Here is a 25,095-nt window from a genome sequence, read left to right as displayed (position 1 = left end):
GCTCAAGCTGTCGCCTCCATAAAAGGCGTTGGACGGGGGTCCACCGCGCTATGCACCCTGCTGGCTAGCACAGCTGCGAGATGAACGGAAGATGAACAGAGGGTTCCGGGAGCGTTCAAGCACGAGAGTGCACAACAAGGCTCACAAGCGGGCAACACCCCGCAGATCGAGGAGCTTCACGATGAGCACCACCACCGCCAAGTTCAAGTCTGCCGGACGCGCTGCGCTCCTGGCCCTCGTCCTCGGCTCTTCCACCGTCATGGCGACGATGCCGGCGCAGGCGCAGGCCGAGCCGCGCTTCAACTTCCAGCTCGGCGTCGGCCCCAGCGGCCCCAACAGCTTCTCCTTCGGGTTCGGCAACGACCAGCGCCGGCCCGGCGGCCCGAACTGGGACCGTCCCGGCCGCTGGTGCATGAATGACCGCGAAGTGCGTCGCGCCGTGCAGGATTACGGCTTTCGCGACGTCGAGGTCCGCCGCGAACTGGGTCGCGACCGTGTCGAGGTGGTTGCACGCTGGCACCGTGGCGGCGGCTGGTATTCGATGCGGGTCAACCGCTGCACGGGCGAGGTCGATCGCGTCGAGCGCCTGCGCCGTGGCGGCGGTGGTCGCGGCCCCGGCGGGCCGGGCTTCGGTCTCCAGTTCAACTTCTGAAACCGGCCGTGACGCGCTAAGTTGAGAGGCAAAGCCCTCAGTCCATCCGGACTGGGGGCTGCGCCCATTCCCCGAGAGGTGGCCATGTCGAGAATAAACCGAACGGTCTCGTTCAAATCGCCGGCCCGCCGCCGGATCGCCGCGCTGGCGCTGGCCGGCGTCGTTGCACTGGGAGCGGCGCTGCCCGCCCAGGCGCAGGGCTTCAGTTTCGGCTTCGGCTGGGACCGCGACGACGGCCGCATCCGCGTGCCGCAGCTCTGCCTTCTGACCGACGCGTCGGTTCGGCAGGCCATCCGCGACCAGGGCTATGCCAATGTCACCATGGCGCCGAACAACCGCGGGCTCATCGAGGCACGCGGCACACGGGGCGGCTGGGTCTATCTTTTGACCGTGCGCGCCTGCACGGGGGACATCCTCGAGGTGCGGCGGCTGCGCCCGGCCTGAGCCGTTTACCTTTGGTTTGCCCTTTGGCCACACTTCCTTAAGGGGCGGCTGCTAGAACTCCGGACATACGGTTTTTGTCCGGAGTAGCCGTATGCGTCACGCCTCGCCGGTTCGTATTGCGTCACCCTCGGCGGGGGGCAGGGCCACGCACAGTGGCGGGTGGACCGGGTTTTTCAGTATCGCGTACCGGTCTGCCCAACGCGTGGCCAGCCATGGGCTCAGCCTCGTTCTGGCCGCGTTGTTCTACCTCGCCTGACACGCCTCGCATCACTTTCATTCCGAACCATTGTTTGCGCGGCCCCAGCGGGGCGACGCACTCTGCGCTCCGATTTCAAATGCGGAGCCGACATGTCCCACATCACTCAGATCGATCCGGCCGCGCTGGGCGCGCCCAACCTCAAGCGCCCGCCGGCCGACCGGATCATTTCGGGCAATCCCGACCAGAAGAGCTGGCCCGTCGACACGGCGCGCAATGGCAGCGTGCTGACCGGCATGTGGGAATGCGAGCCCGGCGCCTGGCACGTCAACAAGGGCGGCAGCTGCGAGTGGTGCTATCTTGTGGAAGGCGTGGTGGAGCTCACCGACAGCGACGGCACGATCAAGACCTTCAAGGCGGGCGATGCCTTCCTGCTCAAGGATGGCTGGGTGGGGATCTGGAAGACGGTGGAACGCGTCAAGAAGTTCTACGTCGTGGTTCAGTAAGGGGCAGGGCGCACCAGTCCGCCTGTCTGCCGCGACACCAGAATGCAAAAAGGGCCCCTTCCGGGGCCCTTTCCATAGTCGAGATAGAAGGCCTCAGGCCGAGTAATACATCTCATATTCGACCGGATGCGGAGTGTGCTCGAACTTGATGACTTCGGTCATCTTGAGCTCGATATAGCTGTCGATCTGGTCGTCATCGAACACGCCGCCGGCGGTGAGGAAGGCACGGTCCTTGTCGAGGTTCTCGAGGGCTTCACGCAGCGAGCCCGACACGGTCGGGATCTGCTTGAGCTCTTCGCGCGGCAGTTCGTAGAGATCCTTGTCCATCGGGTCGCCGGGGTGGATCTTGTTCTTGATGCCGTCGATGCCGGCCATCAGCAGCGCGGCAAAGCCGAGATAGGGGTTCGCCAGCGGATCGGGGAAGCGGACCTCGACGCGCTTGGCCTTCGGCGACTGGCCGAAGGGGATGCGGCACGAGGCCGAACGGTTGCGGGCCGAGTAGGCCAGCAGCACGGGGGCTTCGAAGCCGGGCACCAGGCGCTTGTAGCTGTTGGTGGTCGGGTTGGTGAAGGCGTTGATCGCCTTGGCATGCTTGATGATGCCGCCGATGTAGTAGAGGGCATCCATCGACAGGCCGGCATACTGGTCACCGGCGAACAGCGGCTTGCCGTCCTTCCAGATCGACTGGTGGCAATGCATGCCCGAGCCGTTGTCGCCATAGATGGGCTTGGGCATGAAGGTGGCCGACTTGCCATAGGCATTGGCGACCTGCTGGATGACATACTTGTAGATCTGCACGTCATCGGCCGACTTGATCATCGGCTGGAACTTGATGCCGAGCTCGTGCTGGGCCGAGGCCACTTCGTGGTGGTGCTTTTCCACGACCACGCCCATGTCGGCCATGGCGGCGAGCATCTCGCCGCGAATGTCCTGCGCGCTGTCGAGCGGGGGCACGGGGAAGTAGCCCTTCTTGATGCCGATATGGTGGCCGGTGTTGCCCGATTCGTATTCGGTGTCGTTGTTGGTCGGCAGCTCGCCGGCATCAACCTGGAAACCGACCTTATAGGTGGTGTTGGAATAGCGGACGTCGTCGAACAGGAAGAATTCCGGCTCGGGACCGAACACGACGCTGTCGCCGATGCCCGACGCCTTGAGATAGGCTTCGGCCTTCTTGGCGGTGGTGCGCGGATCGCGGTTATAGGGCTGGTAGGTCAGGGGCTCGAGAATGTCGCAGTTGACCGCAAGGGTCGGTGCGCCAAAGAACGGATCGACATAGGCAGAGGCCGGATCGGGCATCAGCACCATGTCGGACTCGTTGATTGCCTTCCAGCCGGCGATCGAGGAGCCGTCGAACATCGTGCCTTCTTCGAACAGGTCTTCGTCGACGACACTGACGTCCATCGTCACGTGCTGGAGCTTGCCACGGATGTCGGTGAAGCGAAGGTCGACATACTTGATGTTCTCTTCCTTGATCTTCTTGAGAATATCGCTGGCTGTAGTCATGGGTATTTCCCCTGTTGGAAGTCGGTTGTGTCTTTTGGGGCTGACGCCGTCCCGAGGCGAAAGGGCCTAGAGTGCGTCGTCGCCGAATTCGCCCGTCCGGATGCGGATCGCCTGCTCGATGGAATAGACGAAGATCTTGCCGTCGCCGATGCGACCCGTCTGCGCAGCGTTGCGGATGGCCTCGATCGCCTTCTCGGCCAACTCGTCGGGGCAGACAACCTCGACCTTCACCTTGGGCAGGAAATCCACGACATATTCTGCGCCACGATAGAGTTCGGTGTGACCCTTCTGCCGGCCGAAGCCCTTGGCCTCCGTGACGGTGATGCCCTGCAGGCCTACTTCCTGCAGCGCTTCCTTGACCTCGTCGAGCTTGAACGGCTTTACGATAGCCTCGATCTTTTTCATTCAGGCCTCCACCTCGGTTCCCTGCCAGCCCTTGGCAACTGGCGCGGATCCTCGTCTCGTTCATGGCAACGCCGACGGCGCTGCAGGCCCCTTTCGGATACCGCCACTCGGTATGCATGGGGCGTGCCATGTCGTCCGAAGGAATGAAAAACCCTTATGCCTCCTTGCCGTAGCATGGTTTGCTGAAACGCTTTCGCGATCCCCGTGGGCGGCTCGTGATCAATATGTGAGCAATATGCCCAAAACTTGATCATAACCGCGCTGGTCGCTTGAGCGCCGGTCGGGTGTCCGTCGGCTGTCGCCGGTCAGGGCCGCCAAAGCCCCGGCCATTCAGGCTTTGACTGCCCCTGCAACATGCGATAGATGCACGCGACCCGGCCAGCCGGGCGGCTCGCGGGTGTGGCGGAACTGGTAGACGCACTGGATTTAGGTTCCAGCGCCGCAAGGCGTGGAGGTTCAAGTCCTCTCACCCGCACCAGAAAGTCCGTCGGCCCGGCAGCTGTCGGGAGGAAAGACCCCGGCCTGGCCACTGTGAATCTTAGGATGGGACAACCCAATGCAGGTCACCGAGACCCTTAACGAAGGGCTGAAGCGCAAACTCACGGTGGTTATCCCCGCCGCTGACCTCAACGGCCGGCTGGACGCCAAGCTCGACGAAATCAAGGGCAAGGCGACGCTCAAGGGCTTCCGCCCCGGCAAGGTGCCGATGTCGCACCTCAAGAAGGTCTATGGCCGCTCCGCCATGTCCGAAGTGATGCAGGACGCGATCAATTCGGGCGTCAACTCCTCCCTCGAGGAGCGCTCCGAGCGCGCTGCCGTGCAGCCCAAGATCGACCTGCCGCAGGATCAGGCCGAGATCAACCGCGTGCTCGACGGCGAGGCCGATCTCTCCTTCGAGGTCGAGTATGAAGTGCTGCCCTCGGTCAGCGTCATGGAGCTCAAGGGCCTCAAGCTCGAGCGCCCCGTGGTCGAGGTCGTCGACGCCGATATCGACAAGGAGATGGAGCGCATCTTCCGGCAGAATCGCGGCTATGAGGACAAGGGCGACGATGCCGTGGTTGCCGATGGCGACCGGCTCGGGCTGACCTTCGTCGGCCGCATCGACGGGGTCGAGTTCCCCGGCGGCAAATCCGACCATGCGCATCTGACGGTGGGCTCGGGCGAATTCATCCCCGGCTTCGAAGAGCAGCTGATCGGGATGAAGAAGGGCGAGACCCGCACCATCGAAGTCACTTTCCCCGAGGATTACGGCAATGCCGACCTCTCGGGCAAGAAGGCCGAGTTCGAGGTGACCGTGCTGCACGCCGATGCCCCCAAGGCCGGTGAGCTCGACGACGAGTTCGCCAAGCGCCTCGGCCTCGAGAACCTCGATGCGCTGCGCTCGGCCGTCAAGGAGCAGATGCAGGCTGCGCTGACCTCGATGGGCCGCCAGCACATCAAGCGGCAGGTGCTCGACGCACTCGATGATGGCCACAAGTTCGACGTGCCCCAGCAGCTGGTGGACGCCGAGTTCAACACCATCTGGCAGCGCGTGACGCACGAGATCGAGCATCACGGCCGCACCTTCGAGGACGAGGGCACGACCGAAGCCGAAGCGCGGGAGCAGTATCGCAAGATCGCCGAGCGCCGCGTGCGCCTCGGGCTCGTGGTGGCCGAGATCGGCAACCTCAACAAGATCGAGGTGACCGACGAGGAGCACCAGCAGGCGCTGATCGCCGAGGTCCGCCGCTTCCAGGGCCAGGAGCAGCAGGTTTACGACTATTATCGCAAGAACCCGCAGGCGCTGGCTTCGCTGCGCGCCCCGGTCTTCGAGAACAAGGTCGTGGACTACGTCATCGAGCTGGCCGAATCGACCGACAAGCCGATGACCCGCGAGGAACTCGCCAAGCTCATCCAGTCGGACGATGATGTGCCCGAAGAGCATCATCACCATGACGAACACGACCACCACGATCATTGATCGCAGGGTGGATGAGAACAGGGGCCGTCCTTCGGGGCGGCCCTTTCTTTTTTGCCGAGCGTCATGACCTCGGGCGGTGATCCGCGTTAGTCTTTAATGGCACGGACCGGAGGATGACGTGGCTGATTTCGAGGGCACCGCCCTGCTCACGCCATCGGAGATGGCGCGGGCCGATGAGCTCGCGATCGGGCAGGGCAGGACGGGGCTTGCGCTGATGGAGGCCGCCGGCAAGGCGGTGGCCGATGCGGTGCGCCTCAACGCTGCGCCGCAACCCGTGGTGGTGCTCTGCGGGCAGGGCAATAATGGCGGGGACGGTTTCGTGGTGGCGCGGCGGCTCGCGGCGGCGGGATGGCCGGTACACGTCGCCTTTTCAGGCCATATCGATGCGCTGCCACCCGACGCGCGCACCAATGCCGAGGCCTGGACGGGGGAGACGCTTCCCTTGTCGCCCGATGCCCTTGCGGGCTGTGCGATCGTCGTGGACGCGTTGCTGGGGGCGGGCTTGAGCCGCGACGTTTCAGGCGACATGGCCCGGGTGATCGATGCCGTGAACCGGAGCGGCCGACCAGTCTTTGCCATCGACATACCGAGCGGGGTCGACGGTGCGACCGGCGCGGTTCGCGGCATCGCAATCAAGGCCGACCGCACGATCACCTTTTTCCGCAAGAAGCCGGGCCATCTGCTGCTGCCGGGCCGCGGCCAGAGCGGCCGACTGAGCGTCGTCGATATCGGCATACCGGGCGCGGTGCTGGAAACAATCGGCGTCACGCTGCGCCAAAATACGCCGGAGCTCTGGTCACTGCCTCCGCTCGATGCGGGCGGGCACAAATATGGCCGGGGTGCGGTGATGGTGGTCTCGGGCGGGCTGCTCAATACGGGCGCGGCGCGGCTCTCGGCGCGGGCGGCGCTGCGCATCGGCGCGGGCCTCGTGACGCTCGTGGGCAGCCGGGACGCGCTCCAGGTGCATGCGGCGCAGGTGACCGCGATCATGCTGCGCGAGGCGGCGGGGCCGGAGGCGCTTGCCGAGGCCATCGCGGCGGGCAAGATCGATGCCGCCGTGATCGGACCGGCCGCCAGCGTGGGGGAGACGACGCGGGAGGCCAGCCTTGCCATTCTCGCCTCGGGTGTTGCCGCGGTTCTGGATGCCGATGCGCTGACGAGCTTTGCCCATACGCCCGACACCCTGTTCGCGGCGATCGCCCGGCGACCCGACCGGCCGGTGGTGCTGACCCCGCATGGCGGGGAGTTCGCGCGGCTTTTTGGACGGATCGAGGGGAGCAAGGTCGATCAGGCTCGGGTGGCGGCGGAGCGATCGGGGGCGATTGTCGTGCTCAAGGGCGGCGACACGGTGGTCGCGGCGCCCGACGGCCGAGCGGTGATCAACGCGCATGCGAGCCCGCTTCTGGCCACCGCCGGCTCGGGCGACGTACTTGCTGGCATGATCGCGGGGCTTCTGGCGCGCGGCATGACGGGGTTAGAAGCCACCTGCGCCGCCGTGTGGCTGCATGGCGATGCGGCGCTGCGCCATGGCCGGCCCGGCCTTGTTTCCGATGATCTGCCCGATCTCATCGCCGATGCGATGGCGGCGATCACACCGGCCTCTTTGCGGTGATGGCTTGACCTCGGGGCGCGCCCACGTCAGTGAAGCGCCGACACGCATTCGGGATGCAAGACAATGAGCGACATCACCCTCGCCCAGGCGATCGACAATATCTATGCCTCGATCAAGGCCGACAATGAGGATCTCGACACCCATATCGCGGCGCTGAAGGCCGCCATGGCGCGCGAAGGCGCCAAAGAGGCGGTGTTCGAGCCCGCAAAGCTGGCGCAGAGCAATCGCCAGGGCCGCAAGCTGATGCAGGCCTATTTCCGCAAGCGCGGGGTCGCGGTTTCGTTTTCGGCCTGAGCCTCACCAGGCGAGGTCGAGCCGCTCCAGCCCGTGGAAGTGGAAGACGTTGGCGTAGCGTGGCGGCTGGGCGATCCTGAGGCCCGGCAAGCGCTCGAACAGCCGGCGCATGGCGATCTGCAATTCCAGCCGGGCGAGGGGCGCGCCGATGCAGAAGTGAATGCCGGCCCCGAAGCTGACATTGCCGCCATCGGTGCGGAACGGATCGAAGCGATCGGGGTCGCTGAAGCGCGACGGATCGCGATTGGCGGCGCCCAGCATCAGCCCCACCACGTCGCCTTTGCGCAAGGTGAGGCCGTTATCGAGCGTCACCGGCTCGAGGGCGTAACGGGTGAACATGTGCAGTGGCGCATCAAAACGCAGGCATTCCTCGACCGTCGCGGCGGTCTGACGATCGTCGGCGAACATCGTCCGGGGGTCGAGGCCTGATTCGAGGATGGCCTTGATGCCGTTGCCGGTGGTGTGGACGGTGGCCTCGTGGCCGGCATTGAGCAGCAGGATGGCGGTGGAGACCACCTCGTCCTGCCCAAGTTTCTGCCCGTCGATCTCGGCTTCCAGCATGTGGGTGAGCAGGTCGACGCGCGGCTTGCGGCGGCGGTTATCGAGTTCGGAAGCGACGTAATCCATGAACTCGCGCGATGCGGCGTTGGCGTCGCGCTCCGTCGCCTCGTCGACCCCGTACATGTACATGCGCACCATGCGGTTCGACCAGTCGAGCAATTGCGGGGCCATCTCGGCCGGCAGGCCGATGAGTTCGGCGATGATGATGGCCGGGATGGGCGCGGCAAAGGCCCGGATGATCTCGACCTCGCCGGCTGCCTCGAACCGGTCGATCATCTCATCGGCGAGGCTCAGGACACGCGGGCGCAGCTGCTCCACCTGTCGCGACACGAAGGCGCGGTTGACCAGACCGCGCAGCCTCGTGTGCTCGGGTGGCTCGAGGTTGAGAAGCGAATAGGCTTCGGCCCGGTCGAAATCGGCCGCATGCGGCTTGGGAGGGGGCAGGCCGACCTCCTCGCGCGTCGCGACATGCAGGATTTGGCGGCCGAAGCGCCGGTCGCGCAGCAGCGCGCTGACATCCCTGAAGCCCGAAAAGCACCAGTGGCGATAATCATCCCAGTGGAAGGCGGGCAGGCCGGCATGCAGATCGGTATAAAAGGCATAGGGATTGCCGAAAAACTGCGGGTTGCGCGGATCGGCGGCGGCGCGCTTGCCGGGCATGTCGATGCGAAAAGGAGCGTTCATGGCAGTGCCCGCAAGAGGGTCAGGACGAATGCGCCATGATGGCCCCGTTCGATGCAGGCTTGCAAGGCGGGAAGGGTTGTGCGCCGCGCCCCCGGCGCGCTATTGAAGCCGGGCTGAGCTGCGCCTATCTGTGCGCTTTACCGCAGCTTAACGCGGTCCCGTCTGCAATCGGTTCGTCACACCGATTCGTTTCCAAACCCAGAGGCATCCGGAATGAGAGATCCCATCGACACCTATATGAACACGCTCGTTCCGATGGTGGTCGAGCAGTCCAATCGCGGCGAGCGGGCGTTCGATATTTATTCCAGGCTGCTGCGCGAGCGCATCATCTTCGTGACCGGCGTGGTCGAGGACAACATGGCCGGGCTGATCAATGCCCAGTTGCTGTTCCTTGAGTCGGAAAATCCGAAGAAGGAAATCTGGATGTACATCAATTCGCCGGGCGGTGTCGTCACGGCGGGGCTGGGCATCTACGACACGATGCAGTTCATCCGTCCGCCGGTGGCAACACTCTGCATGGGGCAGGCCGCCTCGATGGGTTCGCTGCTGCTGACTGCCGGCGAAAAGGGCATGCGCGCCGCGCTGCCGCACGCCCAGATCATGGTGCACCAGCCTTCGGGCGGGTTCCAGGGCCAGGTGACCGACATCCTCATCCATGCGCGCATGGTCGAGGGGCTCAAGCGCCGGCTCAACCAGATCTATGAGAAGCACACCGGCCGCACCTATGAGGAGATCGAGAACGCCCTCGAGCGCGATCGTTTCATGGACCCCTCCGAGGCCAAGGCTTTCGGCATCATCGACAACGTCTTCGAGAAGCGCGAAGTGCCGGATGCGTCGTGAACGCAACGCTGTTAAGCGTAAGTGATTATGGACACGGGAGTGTGACACCCGTGTAATTGCGTGGGTGCGGTGCCGCCGATAAGGTCGGCCCGCATCAAACTTTCTTTAGGTGTCCTGCGTTAGCGTATCGCCGATGCGGGGTTAAGGGAGCGACCCTCCCGGGAGCGACTGGATGTCCAAGGACAATTCGAACGGCGAGACCTCGAAGAACACGCTGTATTGCTCGTTCTGCGGCAAGTCTCAGCACGAAGTCAGGAAGCTCATTGCCGGCCCGACCGTGTTCATCTGCGATGAGTGCGTCGAGCTGTGCATGGACATCATTCGCGAGGAAAACAAGACCTCGATGGTGAAGTCCCGCGATGGCGTGCCAACGCCCGCGGAAATCTGCAAGGTGCTGGACGACTACGTCATTGGCCAGTATCGCGCCAAGAAGGTCCTCTCGGTTGCCGTGCACAACCACTACAAGCGGCTGCACCACGCGACCAAGAATCAGGATGTCGAGCTGTCGAAATCCAACATCCTGCTCGTCGGCCCCACCGGCTGCGGGAAGACGCTTCTGGCCCAGACGCTGGCCCGCATTCTCGACGTGCCCTTCACCATGGCCGACGCCACGACCCTGACCGAAGCCGGCTATGTCGGCGAGGACGTGGAAAACATCATCCTCAAGCTGCTGCAGGCCGCCGACTACAATGTCGAGAAGGCGCAGCGCGGCATCGTCTATATCGACGAGGTCGACAAGATCAGCCGCAAGTCCGACAATCCCTCGATCACCCGTGACGTTTCGGGCGAGGGCGTGCAGCAGGCCCTGCTCAAGATCATGGAAGGCACGGTCGCGTCGGTTCCGCCCCAGGGTGGCCGCAAGCATCCGCAGCAGGAATTCCTGCAGGTGGATACGACCAACATCCTGTTCATCTGCGGCGGCGCCTTTGCCGGGCTCGAAAAGATCATCGCCGCGCGCGGCGAGGGTTCCTCGATCGGCTTTGGCGCTGTGGTCAAGGATCCGCGCGATCGCCGCGTGGGCGAAGTGCTCGCCGACGTCGCGCCGGAGGATCTGGTGCGGTTCGGGCTCATCCCCGAATTCATCGGCCGCCTGCCGGTGATCGCCACGCTCGAGGACCTCGACGAAGCGGCGCTCATAGACATCCTCACTGCGCCCAAGAACGCGCTGGTGCGCCAGTATCAGCGGCTGTTCTCGATGGAAGAGGTCGAGCTGACCTTCCACGAGGACGCCCTCAAGGCGATCGCCAAGAAGGCCATCGAGCGCAAGACCGGCGCGCGCGGCCTGCGCTCGATCATGGAAGCGATCCTGCTCGACACCATGTACGACCTGCCCTCGCTCGAGGGCGTGGAAGAGGTGGTGATCAGCGCCGATGTGGTGGAAGGCAAGGATGCCCGCCCGCTCTACATCTACGCCGATCGCAAGAAGGACGAGGCGCTCTCCACGAGCGCCTGATCGCTCCGATCCCGGACGGGAGCAAAATGAGCCATCCGCCAGCCAAGGGCCGGCGGATGGCTTTGTGCTGATCCGCTCGGGGCCCAGCCCGTACCAGAATGCATGCGGGGTGTGTCATGCAACCCTCACAATTATCCCCGCTTTGGCTTGTGCATCATGGGTACGGGCCTATCTAATAGGCAGAGTCGGATGGGTCGCTCACAGGAGGGCCCGAACGGCTGCCACATACGGGCATCACCTTCCGCAAGGCGGCGATGCCCTTGAAAGGATAAGATATGTCGGACGTCACTTCAGGCGGCGCCGCGTTCGATCGGGACCGCGTCTACCCCGTCCTACCGCTCCGCGACATCGTTGTCTTTCCGGGCATGATCGTTCCCCTGTTCGTGGGGCGCGAGAAGTCGGTCAAGGCGCTCGAAGAAGTCATGCGCGACGACAAGCACATTCTTGTCGTGACGCAGAAGAACGCGCAGGACGATGATCCTGCCCCCGAGGACATCTACAGCACCGGCACCATCGCGACCGTGCTGCAGCTGCTCAAGCTGCCCGATGGCACCGTGAAGGTGCTCGTCGAAGGCCTGCGGCGTGCGCGCATCGATGCCTATGTGCAGACCGCGGAGTATTTCGAAGCCTCCGCAGAGACGCTCGACGAACCCGAAGCCGACGCTGTCGAGCTCGAGGCCCTGGCGCGCTCGGCCCAGAGCGAGTTCGAAAACTACGTCAAGCTGAACAAGAAGATCTCGCAGGAGGTCGTCGCGGCCGTCGGCCAGATCGACGATTATTCCAAGCTGGCCGACACCATCGCCAGCCATCTCGTGATCAAGATCCCCGAGAAGGAAGACCTGCTCGCAACCATCGCGGTGGCCGAGCGGCTGCAGAAGATCCTCGGCCTGATGGAAGGCGAGATTGGCGTGCTCCAGGTGGAAAAGCGCATCCGTTCGCGGGTGAAGCGCCAGATGGAGAAGACGCAGCGCGAATATTACCTCAACGAGCAGATGAAGGCGATCCAGCGCGAGCTGGGCGACGGCGATGACAGCTCCAACGAGCTCAACGAGCTCGAGGAACGCATCAAGTCGACCAAGTTCTCCAAGGAGGCGCGCAAGAAGGCCGAGGCCGAGCTCAAGAAGCTCAAGCAGATGAGCCCGATGTCCGCCGAGGCGACGGTCGTCCGCAATTATCTCGACTGGCTGCTCGGGCTGCCCTGGGGCAAGAAGAGCAAGATCAAGCGCGACCTGAACTATGCCCAGGAGGTGCTGGATGCGGACCATTATGGCCTCGAAAAGGTCAAGGAGCGCATTCTGGAGTACCTCGCGGTGCAGAGCCGCACCGGCAAGCTGAAGGGGCCGATCCTCTGCCTCGTCGGTCCTCCGGGCGTGGGCAAGACCTCGCTGGGCAAGTCGATCGCCAAGGCGACGGGCCGCGAATTCGTGCGCATGTCGCTGGGCGGGGTGCGTGACGAAGCCGAGATCCGCGGACACCGCCGGACCTATATCGGCTCGATGCCGGGCAAGGTCGTGCAGTCGATGCGCAAGACCGGCAAGTCCAACCCGCTCTTCCTGCTCGACGAGATCGACAAGATGGGCATGGACTTCCGCGGCGATCCGTCCTCTGCGCTGCTCGAGGTGCTCGACCCCGAACAGAACAGCACCTTCGTCGACCATTATCTCGAGGTTGAATACGACCTCAGCGACGTGATGTTCGTGACGACCTCGAACACGCTCAACATTCCGGGCCCGCTGATGGACCGGATGGAGATCATTCGCCTCTCGGGTTACACCGAAGAGGAGAAGTTCGAGATCGCACGGCGCCACCTCATCCCGGAATCGCTGGGCGAGAACGGGCTGAGCGCCGCCGAGTTCGTTCTGCCGGACGCGCAGCTGACCACGCTGATCCAGCGCTACACGCGTGAAGCCGGCGTGCGCAATCTCAAGCGCGAGATCTCCAAGCTGATGCGCAAGGCGGTGCGGGCCATCCTCACCTCCAAGCAGAAGGTCATCACCATCGATGACACGCTGCTCGAGGATTATCTCGGGGCGCCGATCTTCAAGCATGGCGAGATCGATGCCGAGCCGCAGGTGGGCGTGGTGACGGGCCTGGCCTGGACGCCGGTGGGCGGGGAAATCCTGACCATCGAAGGCGTGATGACCCATGGCAAGGGCCGCATGACGGTGACGGGCAACCTCAAGGAGGTGATGAAGGAATCGATCTCGGCGGCGACCGGCTATGTCCGTTCGCGCGCGGTCGATCTCGGCATCAAGCCGCCCATGTTCGACACGCGCGACATCCACGTCCACGTGCCGGAGGGCGCGACGCCCAAGGACGGTCCGTCGGCGGGCATCGGCATGGCGACCGCCATCGTCTCGGTGATGACGGGCATTCCCGTGCGTCACGACGTGGCGATGACGGGCGAGGTGACGCTGCGGGGCAGGGTGCTGCCCATCGGCGGGCTCAAGGAAAAGCTCCTCGCGGCGCTGCGCTCGGGTATCAAGACCGTGCTCATTCCGCAGGAGAATGTGCGCGATCTCAAGGAAATCCCCGAGATCGTCACAAAGGGCATGGAGATCGTGCCGGTGTCACGCATGGACGAGGTGCTGAGCCGCGCTCTCATCCGGCAGCCCGAGCCGATCGAATGGACCTTCGAGGAAAAGCCGGCGCCGGCCACTCCGGCCGCCGACACCGACGAGGCCACGGCCGGCATGACGCATTAAGGCAGCGGCCTCGGCGAGGTCGAGGCCCCTGATAGCTCCAGCGGCGCCTTCCCATGGGAGGCGCCGCTTTTGCTTTTTCAGATTGTTCGACTTGACTCTAATTAGAGAAACAACGAAATAAGAGCGCGGACAGCGAACTGGAGCCTGGTCTTGCCGATCAACACCGTCTTCGAGGCGCTCTCGCATCCGGTGCGGCGCGAGGTTCTCTCGCGGCTCAAGGCCGGACCGATGAGCGCCGGCGAGCTTGCGGGGCATTTCGAGCTCAGCAAGCCGACCCTCTCTGCCCATTTCGCCAAGTTGCGCGACGCGGAGCTGGTGACGGTCGAACGACAGGGCACCAGCCTCATCTACCACCTCAATCTCAGCGTGCTCGAAGACGCGCTGAAAGGCCTGCTCGACCTGACGGAGAAAAAGCCATGACGAGCCACTCGGTGCTTTCGCCCCTGACCCGCATCCTGCTTGCGGTTCTGCTGGTCACCACCATTTGCGGCTATGCGCTCATCCCCCTCGACCGGTCGCTGCCGGTGCATTGGGGGCTTTCGGGGGCGCCGGATCGCTTTGCGCCGGCAGCGATCGCCCTCGCGCTGCCGGCGCTGCTGGCACTGGTCGTGGTGGCCCTCGGGGCGGTGCTGCGCCTGCCGCGGTTTCGCGGCGACCTCGACGCCTCACGCCATGTGATGTCGGTCGCCCTCAGCAGCGTTGTCGCCCTGGCACTGGCGCTGTCCCTCGCCACGCTGGCCCTGGGGCTGGGCTTGGATGTCGATATGCCTCGGCTGATCGCCCTGATGGTGGGGCTGCAGATCCTTTGCCTCGGCAACGCCCTGCCGAAATCGCGCCCGAATCGGCTTGCCGGCGTGCGGCTGCCCCAGATCATGTCGGACCCGCGCATCTGGCGCGTGACCCAGCTCTGGACGGGCCGCCTGATGATGCTGAGCGGCCTTGTTCTCGTGGGCGCCGCGCTTTTGTCGCCCGGCCCGACGACGCTCATCGTCCTGATCGTGGCGGCGGTCGTGATTCCTGCGTTCGCGGGTATCCTCATCGGAACGGCCATGGCGCGCCGCGCATAGGCGCGAATCATCGGGGTCACGGGCCTCGCGCTCTGCGGTTCTTTCTTGTGCAGCGCGCGTGATCGAGACGAACAGGGCGCGAAATTGGCGTCTCATTAACAGCTTTGCCCGGTTCGGATGGCCGAAAGCCCCGGAAATCCTTGCTTTACGGCCAGAATCGACAAAGTGTGGCCGCGTTTTGGTTCGCCCCTTGCGGCGGGCTTATCATTCGTGAGGAAACGCTATGTCCAACAAGAACGATCTGATCGGCGTCGTCGCCGAAAAGGCGGGGCTGACCAAGGCGCAGGCCGGCGACGCCGTCGACGCGGTGTTCGACGCGATCACCGCCTCGCTCAAGGGCGGCGACGAAGTGCGCCTGGTCGGGTTCGGCACCTTCTCGGTGTCCAAGCGCAAGGCGAGCGTAGGCCGCAATCCTGCCACTGGTGCAGAGATCAACATCCCGGCCTCCAACCAGGCCAAGTTCAAGCCCGGCAAGGGCCTCAAGGACGCGCTGAACTGATCGGCAGGCGCCGGAGGTTCAAGAGGCACTCCGGCGCGTCCTGACGGAACACAGTCGCATCGATGGCCCCGTGCGCAAGCCGGGGCCAATCTTTTTCGGGCCGCCACCGTGTTGACGAGGGCCCGACAAAGCCCTAGAGCCCTGCTTGTGGATCGTCGGCGTCGCCGATCCGCGGGCGGTTAGCTCAGTTGGTAGAGCATCTCGTTTACACCGAGAGGGTCGGCGGTTCGAGACCGTCACCGCCCACCAGTCTTCCCGAAAAAATCGTCCCAAAATAATGCGATAGGGGCGCTTGACTTGGGAGCGAGGGCTGAATAAACAGACGCCACTCCGCGAGCACAAGTCGCGCTGCGGGGGTGTAGCTCAGTTGGTTAGAGCGCCGGCCTGTCACGCCGGAGGTCGCGGGTTCGAGCCCCGTCACTCCCGCCACTGCTTCCGCAGTTGGCTCCTTTTCCAGACATCTTCAAATCTGCATCGAACGACCCCATATGTCTGGGCGTTGTTCTGCCAGGGTCGCGATGTCGTCGCGATGGCCTGAAGGATCGGGAGCATTCAGGATGCGCGCAGCGATTGCCCTTGCCACTCTCATCATGACAGCCCCGGCCATGGCGGCCGATCCCATCACGGTGCCGCTCGGCATGGCCGACGTTCCCATCCACGATTCGGCGACCGGACCGGACTGGTCCGGGTTCTATGCGGGCGTCTATGGCGTCGGCCAGCTGGGAGGCGATGCCGAAGCCGTGGGGCTTGGTGTTTCGCTGGGCTACAACGCGGCGCTCGAGTTCGTGCTGGTGGGCGCGGAAGTCTCGGTGCAGGGGCTGGCCGTCGAGGGCGACACGACCGCCTATGGCCAGTTGCTGGGGCGGGCAGGGGTGTTCGTGAGCGACGAGGTGATGGTGTACGCCGCAGGCGGCTATGGCCTGCAGCTGGGCACGACTGCCGAGGACGCCTTCCTGCTCGGGGGTGGCGTCGAACTGGCGCTCAATGACGATGTGACGCTGCGCGGCCAGTATCTGCGGGAGCTGCCCAACAATGGCGGAGACGCTGGCAACCAGTTCAGCCTGGGCGCCAATTTCCACTTCTGAGCCGATTGTTTCATTCTGGCACACAGAGGCCAGACGGCGTCGCCAGTCCGTGGCCGCGATTGATACAATTTTAGCCGTAGCTTGAGAGATGTCCGGCACCTGGCTGGCCCGTCCCCCTGTCGCGCGCGCATAATGAGTCGGGTTCGCTTCATGGAGTTCGGCGATGATCAAGACTGCGCGTGGACTGGCTCTGGCTGTCGCTCTTGCTGCACCGTGTGTCACCGGCGCGTCGGCGGCTGATTTCTTTGGTGGCGACAGCGGGCTCGGGCCGGCGCCGGTCAGCCCCTATTTCAATTTCGAGGGATTCTATCTCGGTGGCACGCTGGGGGCGGGTGCCCTCGACGAGGCCGGCACGGTGGGCACGGTCGGCGTCGTCGCCGGTAACAATTTCGCGGTCACCGACGCCATCCTCGCGGGCGCAGAGGTGCAGGCCGAGCTGCTCTACAATGGCGACGGGCTCGTGGGCTTCGACACGCTGTTGCTTGCCAAGGCCGGCGGCTATGTCAGCGACAACGCGCTGCTCTATGGCACGGCCGGTGGTGGCTGGGTGGACGGCGACCTTTCCTATGCCTTTGGCGGCGGCGTGGAGTTTGCCGTGACCGACCAGCTGGGGGTGCGTGGCGAGGCGCTCGGGCTGGGTGCCTTCGGGGGCGGTCCCGATGGCGGCAAGGTGAGTGGCGGCCTGCTGTGGCACATCCGCTAAGCCCCTGAAACTCTGTACGACGAACAGATTTTACGACATTCACAGGGATAACAAGACTACGCTAGTCAGGTTTTGTTTCCCTTGAATCGGTGGGGTCGGTGGGATAAGCCCATCGCAACATCGACCCCCCGCGGAACGAGATCATTCAAGGGTCCACGCGCGCGGGCGTCGCCGGCCAGATCCCCGGCCGGCCGAGCCATTGGACTGCTGCCGCATGACCGACCTGCTCAGCGACTATCTGCCGATCGTCCTGTTCATCGGCCTGAGTGCCGTCATAGGGCTGGCCCTTCTGGTCGCGCCCTTCCTCGTGGCGATAAAGCGCCCCGATCCCGAAAAAGTGTCTGCCTTCGAATGCGGCTTCAACGCCTTCGATGACGCACGCATGAAGTTCGACGTGAGGTTCTACCTCGTCTCGATCCTCTTCATCATCTTCGACCTGGAAGTCGCCTTCCTGTTTCCATGGGCGGTGGCCTTTAACGACATTGGCTGGTTCGGCTTCTGGTCCATGATGGTGTTTCTGGGCGTATTGACCATCGGTTTCGTCTATGAGTGGCGGAAAGGGGCCCTGGAATGGGATTGAGCACCACGCGCACCATCGTTGCGCCGCAGCCGACGGGGCGCATCGATCCGGCGACCGGCCGGCCGATCGGCGCCAACGACCCGTATTTTGCCGAGATGTCGGACGAGCTCTCCGATAAGGGCTTTCTCGTTGCTGCCGTCGATGACCTGATCACCTGGGCCCGGACCGGCTCGCTGATGTGGATGCAGACGGGCCTGGCCTGCTGCGCCGTCGAGATGATGCAGATGTCGATGCCGCGCTACGACATCGAGCGCTTCGGTGTTGCCCCGCGCGCCTCGCCGCGCCAGTCCGACGTGCTGATCGTGGCTGGTACGCTGACCAACAAGATGGCCCCGGCGCTGCGCAAGGTCTACGACCAGATGCCGGAGCCGCGCTACGTCATCTCGATGGGCTCCTGCGCCAATGGCGGGGGCTATTATCACTATTCCTACTCGGTGGTGCGCGGCTGTGATCGCGTACTGCCGGTGGACGTCTATGTCCCCGGATGCCCGCCGACGGCCGAAGCGCTGCTCTACGGCATTCTGCTGTTGCAGAAGAAGATCCGGCGTACCGGCACGATCGAGAGATAGGATCGGTCATGGCACATGCAGAACGACTTGCGGCGCTCGAGACCTTGTCCGGGCATGTTGTCGGCGCGCTCGGTGAAGCGGTCCTCGACCACCGCATCGCCTATGGCGAGCTGACCATCGTTATTGCGCGCACGGCGATTCGCACGGTGGTGCAGTTCCTGCGCGATGACGATCGCTGCCGCTTCACGAGCATCATCGATGTATGCGGGGCCGACTATCCCGAGCGCGAGGAGCGCTTCGAGGTCGTCTACCACCTGCTGAGCCCGGCCCTCAATCACCGCATCCGCGTCAAGCTGCAGGTGGATGGCGATACACCGGTCGAGAGCATCACCGGGCTTTTTCCCGGCGCCGACTGGTTCGAGCGCGAGGCCTACGACCTTTATGGCATCCTGTTCTCCGGGCATCCGGACCTGCGGCGCATCCTGACCGATTACGGCTTTGACGGGCATCCGCTGCGCAAGGACTTTCCCACCACCGGCTATGTGGAAGTGCGCTACGACGAAGAGCGCAAGCGCGTCGTCTACGAGCCGGTGAAGCTGGCACAGGAATTTCGCAGCTTCGACTACCTCTCGCCCTGGGAGGGAACAGATTACGTGCTGCCGGGCGACGAAAAGGCCAGATCATGACGATGGACGCCATCTCCTCGGAAGCCGAGGTTCGCAATTTCACGCTCAATTTCGGCCCTGTTCACCCTTCCGCCCATGGCGTGCTGCGGCTCGTGCTGGAGCTCGATGGCGAGATCGTGCAGCGCGTCGATCCCCATATCGGGCTTTTGCATCGCGGCACCGAAAAGCTGATCGAGACCAAGACCTATCTGCAGGCCGTGCCCTATTTCGACCGGCTCGACTATGTCGCGCCGATGAACCAGGAGCATGCCTTCGCGCTTGCGGTGGAAAAGCTCCTCGACCTCGAGGTGCCGCGGCGCGGACAGCTGATCCGCGTGCTCTATTCCGAGATCGGGCGGCTGCTGTCGCATCTGATGAACGTCACCACGCAGGCGATGGACATCGGTGCGCTGACCCCGCCGCTCTGGGGGTTCGAGCAGCGCGAGCAGCTCATGGTGTTCTATGAACGCGCCTCGGGCAGCCGCATGCATGCCGCCTATATCCGCCCCGGCGGTGTGCACCAGGACCTGCCGCAGGATCTGGTCGATGACATCGGCCGGTTCTGCGAGACCTTCCTGCCGGCGCTCGAGGATATCGACCAGCTCCTGACCGGCAACCGTATCTTCAAGCAGCGCAATGCCGATATCGGCGCCATTTCGCTTGCCGATGCGTGGGCCTGGGGGTTCTCGGGCGTTCTGGTGCGGGGCTCGGGTGCGGCCTGGGACCTGCGCAAGAGCCAGCCCTATGAGTGCTATGACGAGCTCGATTTCGACATTCCCGTCGGCTCGAATGGCGATTGCTACGATCGCTATCTGATCCGCATGGAAGAGATGCGGCAATCGACCCGCATCATGAAGCAGTGCGTGGAAAAGCTGAACCGGCCGGAAGGGCAGGGGCCCGTGTCTTCGACCGACGGCAAGGTCGTGCCGCCCAAGCGCGCCGAGATGAAGGGCTCGATGGAGGCCCTCATCCATCACTTCAAGCTCTACACCGAAGGCTACAAGGTGCCGGCGGGCGAGGTCTATGCCGCAGTCGAGGCGCCCAAGGGCGAGTTCGGCGTCTATCTGGTCAGCGACGGCACCAACAAGCCCTATCGCTGCAAGATCCGTGCGCCGGGTTTCGCGCATCTCCAGGCCATGGATTACCTCTGCCAAGGCTACATGCTGGCCGACGTGGCGGCCATTCTGGGCTCGCTCGACATCGTGTTCGGCGAGGTCGACCGATGAGCCGTCGTCCCGTCACCGCCCGCGCCAACGATCTGGAATACTGAACCATGTCGGTACGTCGACTTGCAGATGAGGCCGTGCAGCCCCCGACCTTCGCCTTCAGCGAGGACAATGCGCGCTGGGCCGAGCGCAAGATTGCTGAATATCCCGCGGGCCGGCAGCAATCGGCGGTCATCCCGCTTCTGATGCGCGCGCAGGACCAGGATGGCTGGATCAGCCGGGCGGCGATCGAGTCGATCGCCAAGATGCTGGGTATGCCCTATATCCGCGTGCTCGAGGTCGCGACCTTTTATACGCAGTTCCAGCTCAAGCCCGTCGGCACCCGCGCCCATATCCAGGTCTGCGGCACGACGCCCTGCATGCTGCGGGGCGCCGAGGACATTCGATCGGTGTGCCAGCGCAAGATCCATCCCGAGCCGTTCCATCTCAACGATGACGGCACGCTGTCTTGGGAAGAGGTCGAGTGCCTGGGCGCGTGTGTGAATGCGCCCATGGTGGCGATTTTCCACGACACCTATGAAGACCTGACCCCGGCGCGGATGGAAGAGATCATCGACGCCTTCGCCGCCGGGCGGGGCGACACTGTGCGTCCCGGCCCGCAAATCGCGCGCATCTATTCAGCGCCTGAGGCCGGCGCTTCGACGCTCACCGAAGAGCCGACCGCGCGTCGCGAGCGCACCGCTCCGCTGCCGAGCCCGGCTGCGCCCGCTCAGGCTGCACAACCTGCCGCAGCAGCGCCTGCCCAGGAGCCGACGACGCCGGGTCGCAAGCGCGAGGTGAGCGAAGAAGCCGCGCCTGCCATCAAGAGCCCGGGTGGGCCCGAGACCAAGGTGACTACCGCCGAAGCCGAAGCCGAACGCAACGACGCCGGAGCCTCGTCCCTCGCGGCCGATACCGACGCCATGCGGCCCGGTGCGACCGGCGCCGAGTCGCCGGCCGGCAAGATCGACGAGGGCAGGGCCCCCGACAAGCCGGTGGCCAATGCGCCCGGCGACGGCGCGAGCGCGGCGGGTGTCGAGGATCGTCCGGCCCGCAAGGTGCGCAAGCAGCTGCTCGATCGCCCCGAGGGCCCGGCCGACAACCTCAAGCTCATCACCGGCATCGGCCCGGGGATCGAGAAGGCGTTGAACGAGATCGGCATCGTCACCTATGCCCAGCTCGGCAAGCTGACCCAGGAGCAGATCGCGCTGGTCGAGGGCGAACTGGGCTTCCGCGGCCGGGTGGCGCGTGACAACTGGCTGGCCCAGGCCGACGCTCTGGCCGTGGGCGGGATCGAGGAGTATCGTCGCCGCTTCGGGAAGGATCCGCGCTGATGGCGAAATCGCACATGCAGATCGAATTCTCGCTCAAGACCATCCTGCTCGGGGTGGGCTTCGTGCTCGCGGCCATGGTGATCTTCCGGCTGCTGCTTCCCGCGATCCTGCCGCTCGATGCCGTGGTGACCATCGCTGCGGCGGCGCTGGGCGTCGCGTTCTGGTTTCTTTTTCTCGTTTCGCGCAACAGGGCAGGCTGAACCATGCTCGCCGACAAGGACCGCATTTTCACCAATCTCTACGGCCAGCGCGACTGGCGCCTTGAAGGCGCAAAGGCGCGGGGCGGTTGGGTCGGCACGCGCGAGTTCATCGATCTCGGGCGCGACTGGATCACCAACGAGGTCAAGGCGTCCGGGCTGAGGGGGCGCGGCGGCGCCGGTTTCCCCACCGCGCTCAAATGGACCTTCATGCCCAAGGTCAATGACGGGCGGCCGCATTATCTCGTCGTCAATGCCGACGAATCCGAGCCCGGCACCTGCAAGGATCGTGAGATCCTGCGCCACGATCCGCACCATCTGGTCGAAGGCTGCCTGATCGCCGGGCGCGCTATGGATGCGCATGTCGCGATCATCTATGTGCGCGGCGAATTCATTCGCGAGCGCCAGCATCTCGAGCATGCGGTGCAGGAGGCCTATGACGCCCGCCTGATCGGCAAGGACAATGTCCACGGCTGGGATTTCGACATCATCGTGCATCACGGCGCCGGCGCCTATATCTGCGGCGAGGAAACCGCGCTGCTCGAGAGCCTCGAGGGCAAGAAGGGCCAGCCGCGCCTGAAGCCGCCATTCCCCGCCGCCATGGGCGTCTGGGGTTGCCCGACCACCGTCAACAATGTCGAATCGATCGCCGTGGTGCCCGAAATCCTCCGGCGCGGTGGCTCATGGTTCGCCGGCATCGGGCGCGCAAACAATACCGGCACCAAGCTGATGTGCGTCTCGGGCCATGTGAATACCCCGGCCACCTTCGAGGAGGCCATGGGCGTGACCTTCGAGGAGATGATCGAAAAGCATTGCGGCGGCATCCGCGGCGGCTGGGACAATCTGCTCGCCGTCATCCCCGGCGGGGCCTCGGTGCCCTGCGTGCCCGGCGAGAAGATCCGCAACGCCTATATGGATTTCGACGGTCTCAAGGAGGTTGGTTCTTCGCTGGGAACCGCCGCCGTCATCGTGATGGACAAGCAGACCGACATCATCAAGGCCATCTGGCGCCTCTCGGCCTTCTACAAGCATGAGAGCTGCGGCCAGTGCACCCCGTGCCGCGAAGGCACCGGCTGGATGATGCGCGTCATGGCCCGCATGGTGGAAGGCCGCGCCCAGAAGCGCGAAATCGACATGCTGTTCGAGGTGACCAAGCAGGTGGAAGGCCACACCATCTGCGCGCTCGGAGATGCCGCGGCCTGGCCGATCCAGGGGCTGATCCGCAATTTCCGCCACGTCATCGAAGAGCGGATCGATCAATATACCTGGTCCTCGACCAGCGACGGCGCCGTGCCGTCGATTGCCGCGGAGTAAGCCGATGGCTCAGATCAAGGTCGACGGGCAACTCGTTGAGGTCCCTGACTATTTCACCCTGATGCAGGCCGCCGAGGCTGCCGGGGCGGAAATTCCGCGCTTCTGCTATCACGAGCGGCTTTCCGTGGCCGGCAATTGCCGCATGTGCCTCGTGGAAGTGAAGGGCGGGCCGCCCAAGCCGCAGGCCTCTTGCGCCATGTCGGTCAAGGACCTGCGTCCGGGCCCCAATGGTGAGCCGCCCGAAATGTTCACCAACACGCCGATGGTCAAGAAGGCCCGCGAAGGCGTGATGGAGTTCCTGCTGATCAACCATCCGCTCGATTGCCCGATCTGCGATCAGGGCGGCGAGTGCGACCTGCAGGACCAGGCCATGGCCTATGGCGTGGACAAGAACCGCTATGCCGAGAACAAGCGGGCGGTCGAGGACAAATATATCGGGCCGCTGGTCAAGACCTCGATGAACCGGTGCATCCACTGCACCCGCTGCGTGCGCTTCACCACCGAAGTCGCCGGCATCTCCGAAATGGGCCTGATCGGTCGCGGCGAGGATGCCGAGATCACGACCTATCTCGAAAAGTCGCTGTCGAGCGAGCTGCAGGGCAATGTCATCGATCTCTGCCCGGTCGGCGCGCTGACCTCGCGGCCCTATGCCTTCTCGGCGCGGCCGTGGGAGCTCAACAAGACGGAATCGATCGACGTGATGGATGCCGTGGGCTCCAATATCCGCGTCGACGCCCGTGGTCGCGAGGTGATGCGCATCCTGCCGCGCGTCAACGAAGCGATCAACGAGGAATGGATTTCGGACAAGACCCGCTTCGTGTGGGATGGGCTCAAGAGCCAGCGGCTCGATCGGCCCTATGTGCGCAACAAGGCCGGGCGCTTGCAGGCGGCCAGCTGGGCCGACGCCTTCGCGGCGGTCGCCAAGGCGATCAAAGGCTCGGCCGGCGGCAACCGCATCGGCGCCATCGCCGGCGACCTTTCGTCGGTCGAAGACATGTTCGCCATGAAGGCGCTGATGACGGCGCTGGGCTCGGGCAACACCGATGTGCGCCCGCCGATGTCGGGGCTCGATCCGAAATGGGGTCGGGCGAGCTATCTCTTCAATCCCACCATCGCGGGGATCGAGGACGCCGATGCGGTGCTCATCATCGGGTCCAACCCGCGCTATGAAGCCGCCGTTCTCAATGCCCGCATCCGCAAGCTCTGGCGCGCCAAGGGCGTGCCTGTGGCACTGATCGGGGCCAAGGTCGATCTGACCTATCCCTACCAGCATCTGGGCCAGGGCTTTGAAACCCTTGCAGAGATCGCCGCAGGACGCGGCTTCGGCGAGGTTCTCGCCAAGGCCCAGCGTCCGCTGGTGATCGTGGGTGAACGCGCGCTCTCGCATGGATCGGTCGGCAAGCAGCCGGGCCGGGACGTTCTGGCGCTTGCCGCCAAGATCGCGCAGGGCGCGGGCGACCGCGCCGAGGGCTGGAACGGCTTTGCCGTTCTCCACAGCGCTGCAAGCCGGGTCGGCGGGCTCGATATCGGCTTCGTGCCCCATGACGGCGGCGTCTGCTCGGCCGACCAGATGGCCAAGGCGCAGAAGGGCGAGCTCGACGTGCTCTTCCTTTTGGGTGCCGACGAATACGACATGTCGAGCATGGGCAACGCCTTCGTGGTCTATATCGGCAGCCATGGCGATGCCGGCGCGCACCGCGCCGACGTCATCCTGCCCGGCGCCGCCTATACCGAAAAGAGCGGCACCTATGTGAATACCGAGGGCAGGGTGCAGATGGCCAATCGCGCCGTCTTCCCGCCCGGCGATGCGCGCGAGGAATGGGCGATCATCCGGGCGCTCTCGGCGGTGATCGGCAGGCCGCTCGGCTTCGACTCACTTGCCGATCTGCGCCGCCAGCTTTATGCCGAGTATCCGCACATGGCGCGGCTCGATGCGATCGCGCCCGAGGCTGCGGCTGATCTCGTACGGCTTGCCGGCAATGCGACGAAGACCCAGACAGGCGGCTTCCCGTCGCCGATCAGCGAATTCTATCTCACCAATCCGATCGCGCGAGCGTCGGCCGTGATGGGCGAATGCGCCCAGCTCGCGTCGGGGCTCCGGCAGGCGGCGGAGTAGGACTGA

The 25,095-nt window shown here is 64.5% G+C and carries 25 protein-coding genes and 3 tRNA genes; 25 read left to right on the top strand and 3 right to left on the bottom strand.

Annotation, left to right across the window (positions count from 1 at the left end; translation table 11 throughout):
- Positions 1-181: 181 nt before the first annotated feature.
- From BT183_RS05945 to BT183_RS05935, 3 genes are all read left to right on the top strand, one after another.
- A complete protein-coding gene (locus BT183_RS05945) occupies positions 182-652 on the top strand; it encodes a hypothetical protein (RefSeq protein WP_072339874.1) in 471 nt (156 codons plus the stop codon).
- 84 nt (positions 653-736) lie between these two features.
- Positions 737-1,096 (top strand): hypothetical protein, encoded by a 360-nt coding sequence (locus BT183_RS05940; protein ID WP_072339872.1) that lies wholly within the window; start codon positions 737-739, stop codon positions 1,094-1,096.
- 348 nt (positions 1,097-1,444) lie between these two features.
- Positions 1,445-1,798 (top strand): cupin domain-containing protein, encoded by a 354-nt coding sequence (locus BT183_RS05935; RefSeq protein ID WP_072339870.1) that lies wholly within the window; start codon positions 1,445-1,447, stop codon positions 1,796-1,798.
- A gap of 93 nt (positions 1,799-1,891) precedes the next feature.
- Here the strand turns inward: BT183_RS05935 and glnA are convergent, their stop codons facing one another.
- Both glnA and BT183_RS05925 read right to left on the bottom strand, forming a co-directional pair.
- A complete protein-coding gene (gene glnA, locus BT183_RS05930) occupies positions 1,892-3,301 on the bottom strand; it encodes a type I glutamate--ammonia ligase (RefSeq protein WP_072339868.1) in 1,410 nt (469 codons plus the stop codon).
- Positions 3,302-3,367: 66 nt separating this feature from the next.
- Positions 3,368-3,706 carry a P-II family nitrogen regulator gene (locus tag BT183_RS05925; RefSeq protein ID WP_035079039.1) on the bottom strand — a complete coding sequence of 113 codons (339 nt, stop codon included), beginning with the start codon at positions 3,704-3,706 and terminating at the stop codon, positions 3,368-3,370.
- Positions 3,707-4,099: 393 nt separating this feature from the next.
- On the opposite strand from BT183_RS05925, the gene BT183_RS05920 reads away from it, so the two are divergent.
- The 4 genes from BT183_RS05920 (at position 4,100) to BT183_RS05905 (ending at position 7,572) form a co-directional block, all read left to right on the top strand.
- Positions 4,100-4,184 (top strand) — tRNA-Leu (locus BT183_RS05920).
- 78 nt (positions 4,185-4,262) lie between these two features.
- Entirely contained in the window at positions 4,263-5,666 is a 1,404-nt protein-coding gene (gene tig / locus BT183_RS05915; RefSeq protein WP_072339866.1) for a trigger factor, read from the top strand.
- Between the two features lie 118 nt (positions 5,667-5,784).
- Positions 5,785-7,278 (top strand): bifunctional ADP-dependent NAD(P)H-hydrate dehydratase/NAD(P)H-hydrate epimerase, encoded by a 1,494-nt coding sequence (locus BT183_RS05910; protein ID WP_072339864.1) that lies wholly within the window; start codon positions 5,785-5,787, stop codon positions 7,276-7,278.
- 63 nt (positions 7,279-7,341) lie between these two features.
- Positions 7,342-7,572, top strand: coding sequence for a hypothetical protein (locus tag BT183_RS05905; protein ID WP_072339862.1), 231 nt, complete (start codon positions 7,342-7,344; stop codon positions 7,570-7,572).
- Positions 7,573-7,575: 3 nt separating this feature from the next.
- Here the strand turns inward: BT183_RS05905 and BT183_RS05900 are convergent, their stop codons facing one another.
- Positions 7,576-8,817 (bottom strand): cytochrome P450, encoded by a 1,242-nt coding sequence (locus tag BT183_RS05900; RefSeq protein ID WP_072339860.1) that lies wholly within the window; start codon positions 8,815-8,817, stop codon positions 7,576-7,578.
- A 213-nt stretch (positions 8,818-9,030) separates the two neighbouring features.
- On the opposite strand from BT183_RS05900, the gene BT183_RS05895 reads away from it, so the two are divergent.
- The 18 genes from BT183_RS05895 (at position 9,031) to nuoG (ending at position 25,089) form a co-directional block, all read left to right on the top strand.
- On the top strand, positions 9,031-9,657 hold the full coding sequence (locus BT183_RS05895; RefSeq protein WP_072339858.1) for an ATP-dependent Clp protease proteolytic subunit: 627 nt from the start codon (positions 9,031-9,033) through the stop codon (positions 9,655-9,657).
- A gap of 172 nt (positions 9,658-9,829) precedes the next feature.
- Positions 9,830-11,110, top strand: a complete 1,281-nt coding sequence (clpX, locus tag BT183_RS05890) for an ATP-dependent Clp protease ATP-binding subunit ClpX (protein WP_072339856.1) — start codon at positions 9,830-9,832, stop codon at positions 11,108-11,110.
- 275 nt (positions 11,111-11,385) lie between these two features.
- Positions 11,386-13,815, top strand: coding sequence for an endopeptidase La (lon, locus tag BT183_RS05885; protein ID WP_072339855.1), 2,430 nt, complete (start codon positions 11,386-11,388; stop codon positions 13,813-13,815).
- A 150-nt stretch (positions 13,816-13,965) separates the two neighbouring features.
- A complete protein-coding gene (locus BT183_RS05880) occupies positions 13,966-14,235 on the top strand; it encodes a metalloregulator ArsR/SmtB family transcription factor (RefSeq protein ID WP_244545250.1) in 270 nt (89 codons plus the stop codon).
- On the top strand, positions 14,232-14,882 hold the full coding sequence (locus BT183_RS05875) for an SdpI family protein (RefSeq protein WP_072339854.1): 651 nt from the start codon (positions 14,232-14,234) through the stop codon (positions 14,880-14,882). Before BT183_RS05880 ends, BT183_RS05875 begins: the two co-directional genes overlap by 4 nt.
- A 223-nt stretch (positions 14,883-15,105) precedes the next feature.
- Positions 15,106-15,381, top strand: coding sequence for an HU family DNA-binding protein (locus tag BT183_RS05870; RefSeq protein ID WP_072339853.1), 276 nt, complete (start codon positions 15,106-15,108; stop codon positions 15,379-15,381).
- A gap of 173 nt (positions 15,382-15,554) precedes the next feature.
- Positions 15,555-15,630 (top strand) — tRNA-Val (locus BT183_RS05865).
- A 103-nt stretch (positions 15,631-15,733) separates the two neighbouring features.
- Positions 15,734-15,810: transfer RNA gene (locus BT183_RS05860), tRNA-Asp, on the top strand.
- A gap of 128 nt (positions 15,811-15,938) precedes the next feature.
- Positions 15,939-16,466 carry an outer membrane protein gene (locus BT183_RS05855; RefSeq protein WP_072339851.1) on the top strand — a complete coding sequence of 176 codons (528 nt, stop codon included), beginning with the start codon at positions 15,939-15,941 and terminating at the stop codon, positions 16,464-16,466.
- A gap of 163 nt (positions 16,467-16,629) precedes the next feature.
- A complete protein-coding gene (locus tag BT183_RS05850; RefSeq protein ID WP_072339849.1) occupies positions 16,630-17,169 on the top strand; it encodes a hypothetical protein in 540 nt (179 codons plus the stop codon).
- 214 nt (positions 17,170-17,383) lie between these two features.
- Complete coding sequence (locus tag BT183_RS05845) at positions 17,384-17,749, top strand: NADH-quinone oxidoreductase subunit A (RefSeq protein WP_072339847.1); 366 nt, start codon at positions 17,384-17,386, stop codon at positions 17,747-17,749.
- On the top strand, positions 17,740-18,318 hold the full coding sequence (locus tag BT183_RS05840; protein ID WP_072339845.1) for a NuoB/complex I 20 kDa subunit family protein: 579 nt from the start codon (positions 17,740-17,742) through the stop codon (positions 18,316-18,318). Before BT183_RS05845 ends, BT183_RS05840 begins: the two co-directional genes overlap by 10 nt.
- Positions 18,319-18,326: 8 nt before the next feature.
- Entirely contained in the window at positions 18,327-18,944 is a 618-nt protein-coding gene (locus BT183_RS05835; RefSeq protein ID WP_072339843.1) for an NADH-quinone oxidoreductase subunit C, read from the top strand.
- A 2-nt stretch (positions 18,945-18,946) separates the two neighbouring features.
- On the top strand, positions 18,947-20,149 hold the full coding sequence (locus BT183_RS05830; RefSeq protein WP_072339841.1) for an NADH-quinone oxidoreductase subunit D: 1,203 nt from the start codon (positions 18,947-18,949) through the stop codon (positions 20,147-20,149).
- A gap of 47 nt (positions 20,150-20,196) precedes the next feature.
- A complete protein-coding gene (gene nuoE, locus BT183_RS05825) occupies positions 20,197-21,462 on the top strand; it encodes an NADH-quinone oxidoreductase subunit NuoE (protein ID WP_072339839.1) in 1,266 nt (421 codons plus the stop codon).
- On the top strand, positions 21,462-21,662 hold the full coding sequence (locus tag BT183_RS05820) for a hypothetical protein (RefSeq protein ID WP_072339837.1): 201 nt from the start codon (positions 21,462-21,464) through the stop codon (positions 21,660-21,662). The genes nuoE and BT183_RS05820 overlap by 1 nt, the downstream gene beginning before the upstream one ends.
- A 3-nt stretch (positions 21,663-21,665) precedes the next feature.
- Positions 21,666-22,973, top strand: coding sequence for an NADH-quinone oxidoreductase subunit NuoF (gene nuoF, locus BT183_RS05815; protein ID WP_072339835.1), 1,308 nt, complete (start codon positions 21,666-21,668; stop codon positions 22,971-22,973).
- A gap of 4 nt (positions 22,974-22,977) precedes the next feature.
- Positions 22,978-25,089: an NADH-quinone oxidoreductase subunit NuoG gene (nuoG, locus tag BT183_RS05810; RefSeq protein WP_072339833.1), complete on the top strand. Its 2,112-nt coding sequence runs from the start codon at positions 22,978-22,980 to the stop codon at positions 25,087-25,089.
- Positions 25,090-25,095: the final 6 nt, after the last annotated feature.

This window comes from Devosia enhydra, from assembly GCF_900119845.1.
GTDB lineage: Bacteria > Pseudomonadota > Alphaproteobacteria > Rhizobiales > Devosiaceae > FPKU01.
This window is presented reverse-complemented; position numbering and strand designations above follow the sequence as displayed.

What these genes read in the sequence shown, in the direction of transcription:
- nuoE (WP_072339839.1), top strand. Translation starts at nt 20,197, where the DNA reads ATGTCGGTACGTCGACTTGCAGATGAGGCCGTGCAGCCCCCGACCTTC.
- BT183_RS05845 (WP_072339847.1), top strand. Translation starts at nt 17,384, where the DNA reads ATGACCGACCTGCTCAGCGACTATCTGCCGATCGTCCTGTTCATCGGC.
- BT183_RS05875 (WP_072339854.1), top strand. Translation starts at nt 14,232, where the DNA reads ATGACGAGCCACTCGGTGCTTTCGCCCCTGACCCGCATCCTGCTTGCG.
- BT183_RS05830 (WP_072339841.1), top strand. Translation starts at nt 18,947, where the DNA reads ATGGACGCCATCTCCTCGGAAGCCGAGGTTCGCAATTTCACGCTCAAT.
- BT183_RS05850 (WP_072339849.1), top strand. Translation starts at nt 16,630, where the DNA reads ATGATCAAGACTGCGCGTGGACTGGCTCTGGCTGTCGCTCTTGCTGCA.
- BT183_RS05855 (WP_072339851.1), top strand. Translation starts at nt 15,939, where the DNA reads ATGCGCGCAGCGATTGCCCTTGCCACTCTCATCATGACAGCCCCGGCC.
- tig (WP_072339866.1), top strand. Translation starts at nt 4,263, where the DNA reads ATGCAGGTCACCGAGACCCTTAACGAAGGGCTGAAGCGCAAACTCACG.
- BT183_RS05870 (WP_072339853.1), top strand. Translation starts at nt 15,106, where the DNA reads ATGTCCAACAAGAACGATCTGATCGGCGTCGTCGCCGAAAAGGCGGGG.
- nuoG (WP_072339833.1), top strand. Translation starts at nt 22,978, where the DNA reads ATGGCTCAGATCAAGGTCGACGGGCAACTCGTTGAGGTCCCTGACTAT.
- BT183_RS05945 (WP_072339874.1), top strand. Translation starts at nt 182, where the DNA reads ATGAGCACCACCACCGCCAAGTTCAAGTCTGCCGGACGCGCTGCGCTC.
- BT183_RS05900 (WP_072339860.1), bottom strand. Translation starts at nt 8,817, where the DNA reads ATGAACGCTCCTTTTCGCATCGACATGCCCGGCAAGCGCGCCGCCGCC.
- BT183_RS05905 (WP_072339862.1), top strand. Translation starts at nt 7,342, where the DNA reads ATGAGCGACATCACCCTCGCCCAGGCGATCGACAATATCTATGCCTCG.
- BT183_RS05835 (WP_072339843.1), top strand. Translation starts at nt 18,327, where the DNA reads ATGGCACATGCAGAACGACTTGCGGCGCTCGAGACCTTGTCCGGGCAT.
- BT183_RS05840 (WP_072339845.1), top strand. Translation starts at nt 17,740, where the DNA reads ATGGGATTGAGCACCACGCGCACCATCGTTGCGCCGCAGCCGACGGGG.
- glnA (WP_072339868.1), bottom strand. Translation starts at nt 3,301, where the DNA reads ATGACTACAGCCAGCGATATTCTCAAGAAGATCAAGGAAGAGAACATC.
- nuoF (WP_072339835.1), top strand. Translation starts at nt 21,666, where the DNA reads ATGCTCGCCGACAAGGACCGCATTTTCACCAATCTCTACGGCCAGCGC.
- lon (WP_072339855.1), top strand. Translation starts at nt 11,386, where the DNA reads ATGTCGGACGTCACTTCAGGCGGCGCCGCGTTCGATCGGGACCGCGTC.
- BT183_RS05940 (WP_072339872.1), top strand. Translation starts at nt 737, where the DNA reads ATGTCGAGAATAAACCGAACGGTCTCGTTCAAATCGCCGGCCCGCCGC.
- BT183_RS05820 (WP_072339837.1), top strand. Translation starts at nt 21,462, where the DNA reads ATGGCGAAATCGCACATGCAGATCGAATTCTCGCTCAAGACCATCCTG.
- BT183_RS05935 (WP_072339870.1), top strand. Translation starts at nt 1,445, where the DNA reads ATGTCCCACATCACTCAGATCGATCCGGCCGCGCTGGGCGCGCCCAAC.
- BT183_RS05895 (WP_072339858.1), top strand. Translation starts at nt 9,031, where the DNA reads ATGAGAGATCCCATCGACACCTATATGAACACGCTCGTTCCGATGGTG.
- clpX (WP_072339856.1), top strand. Translation starts at nt 9,830, where the DNA reads ATGTCCAAGGACAATTCGAACGGCGAGACCTCGAAGAACACGCTGTAT.
- BT183_RS05925 (WP_035079039.1), bottom strand. Translation starts at nt 3,706, where the DNA reads ATGAAAAAGATCGAGGCTATCGTAAAGCCGTTCAAGCTCGACGAGGTC.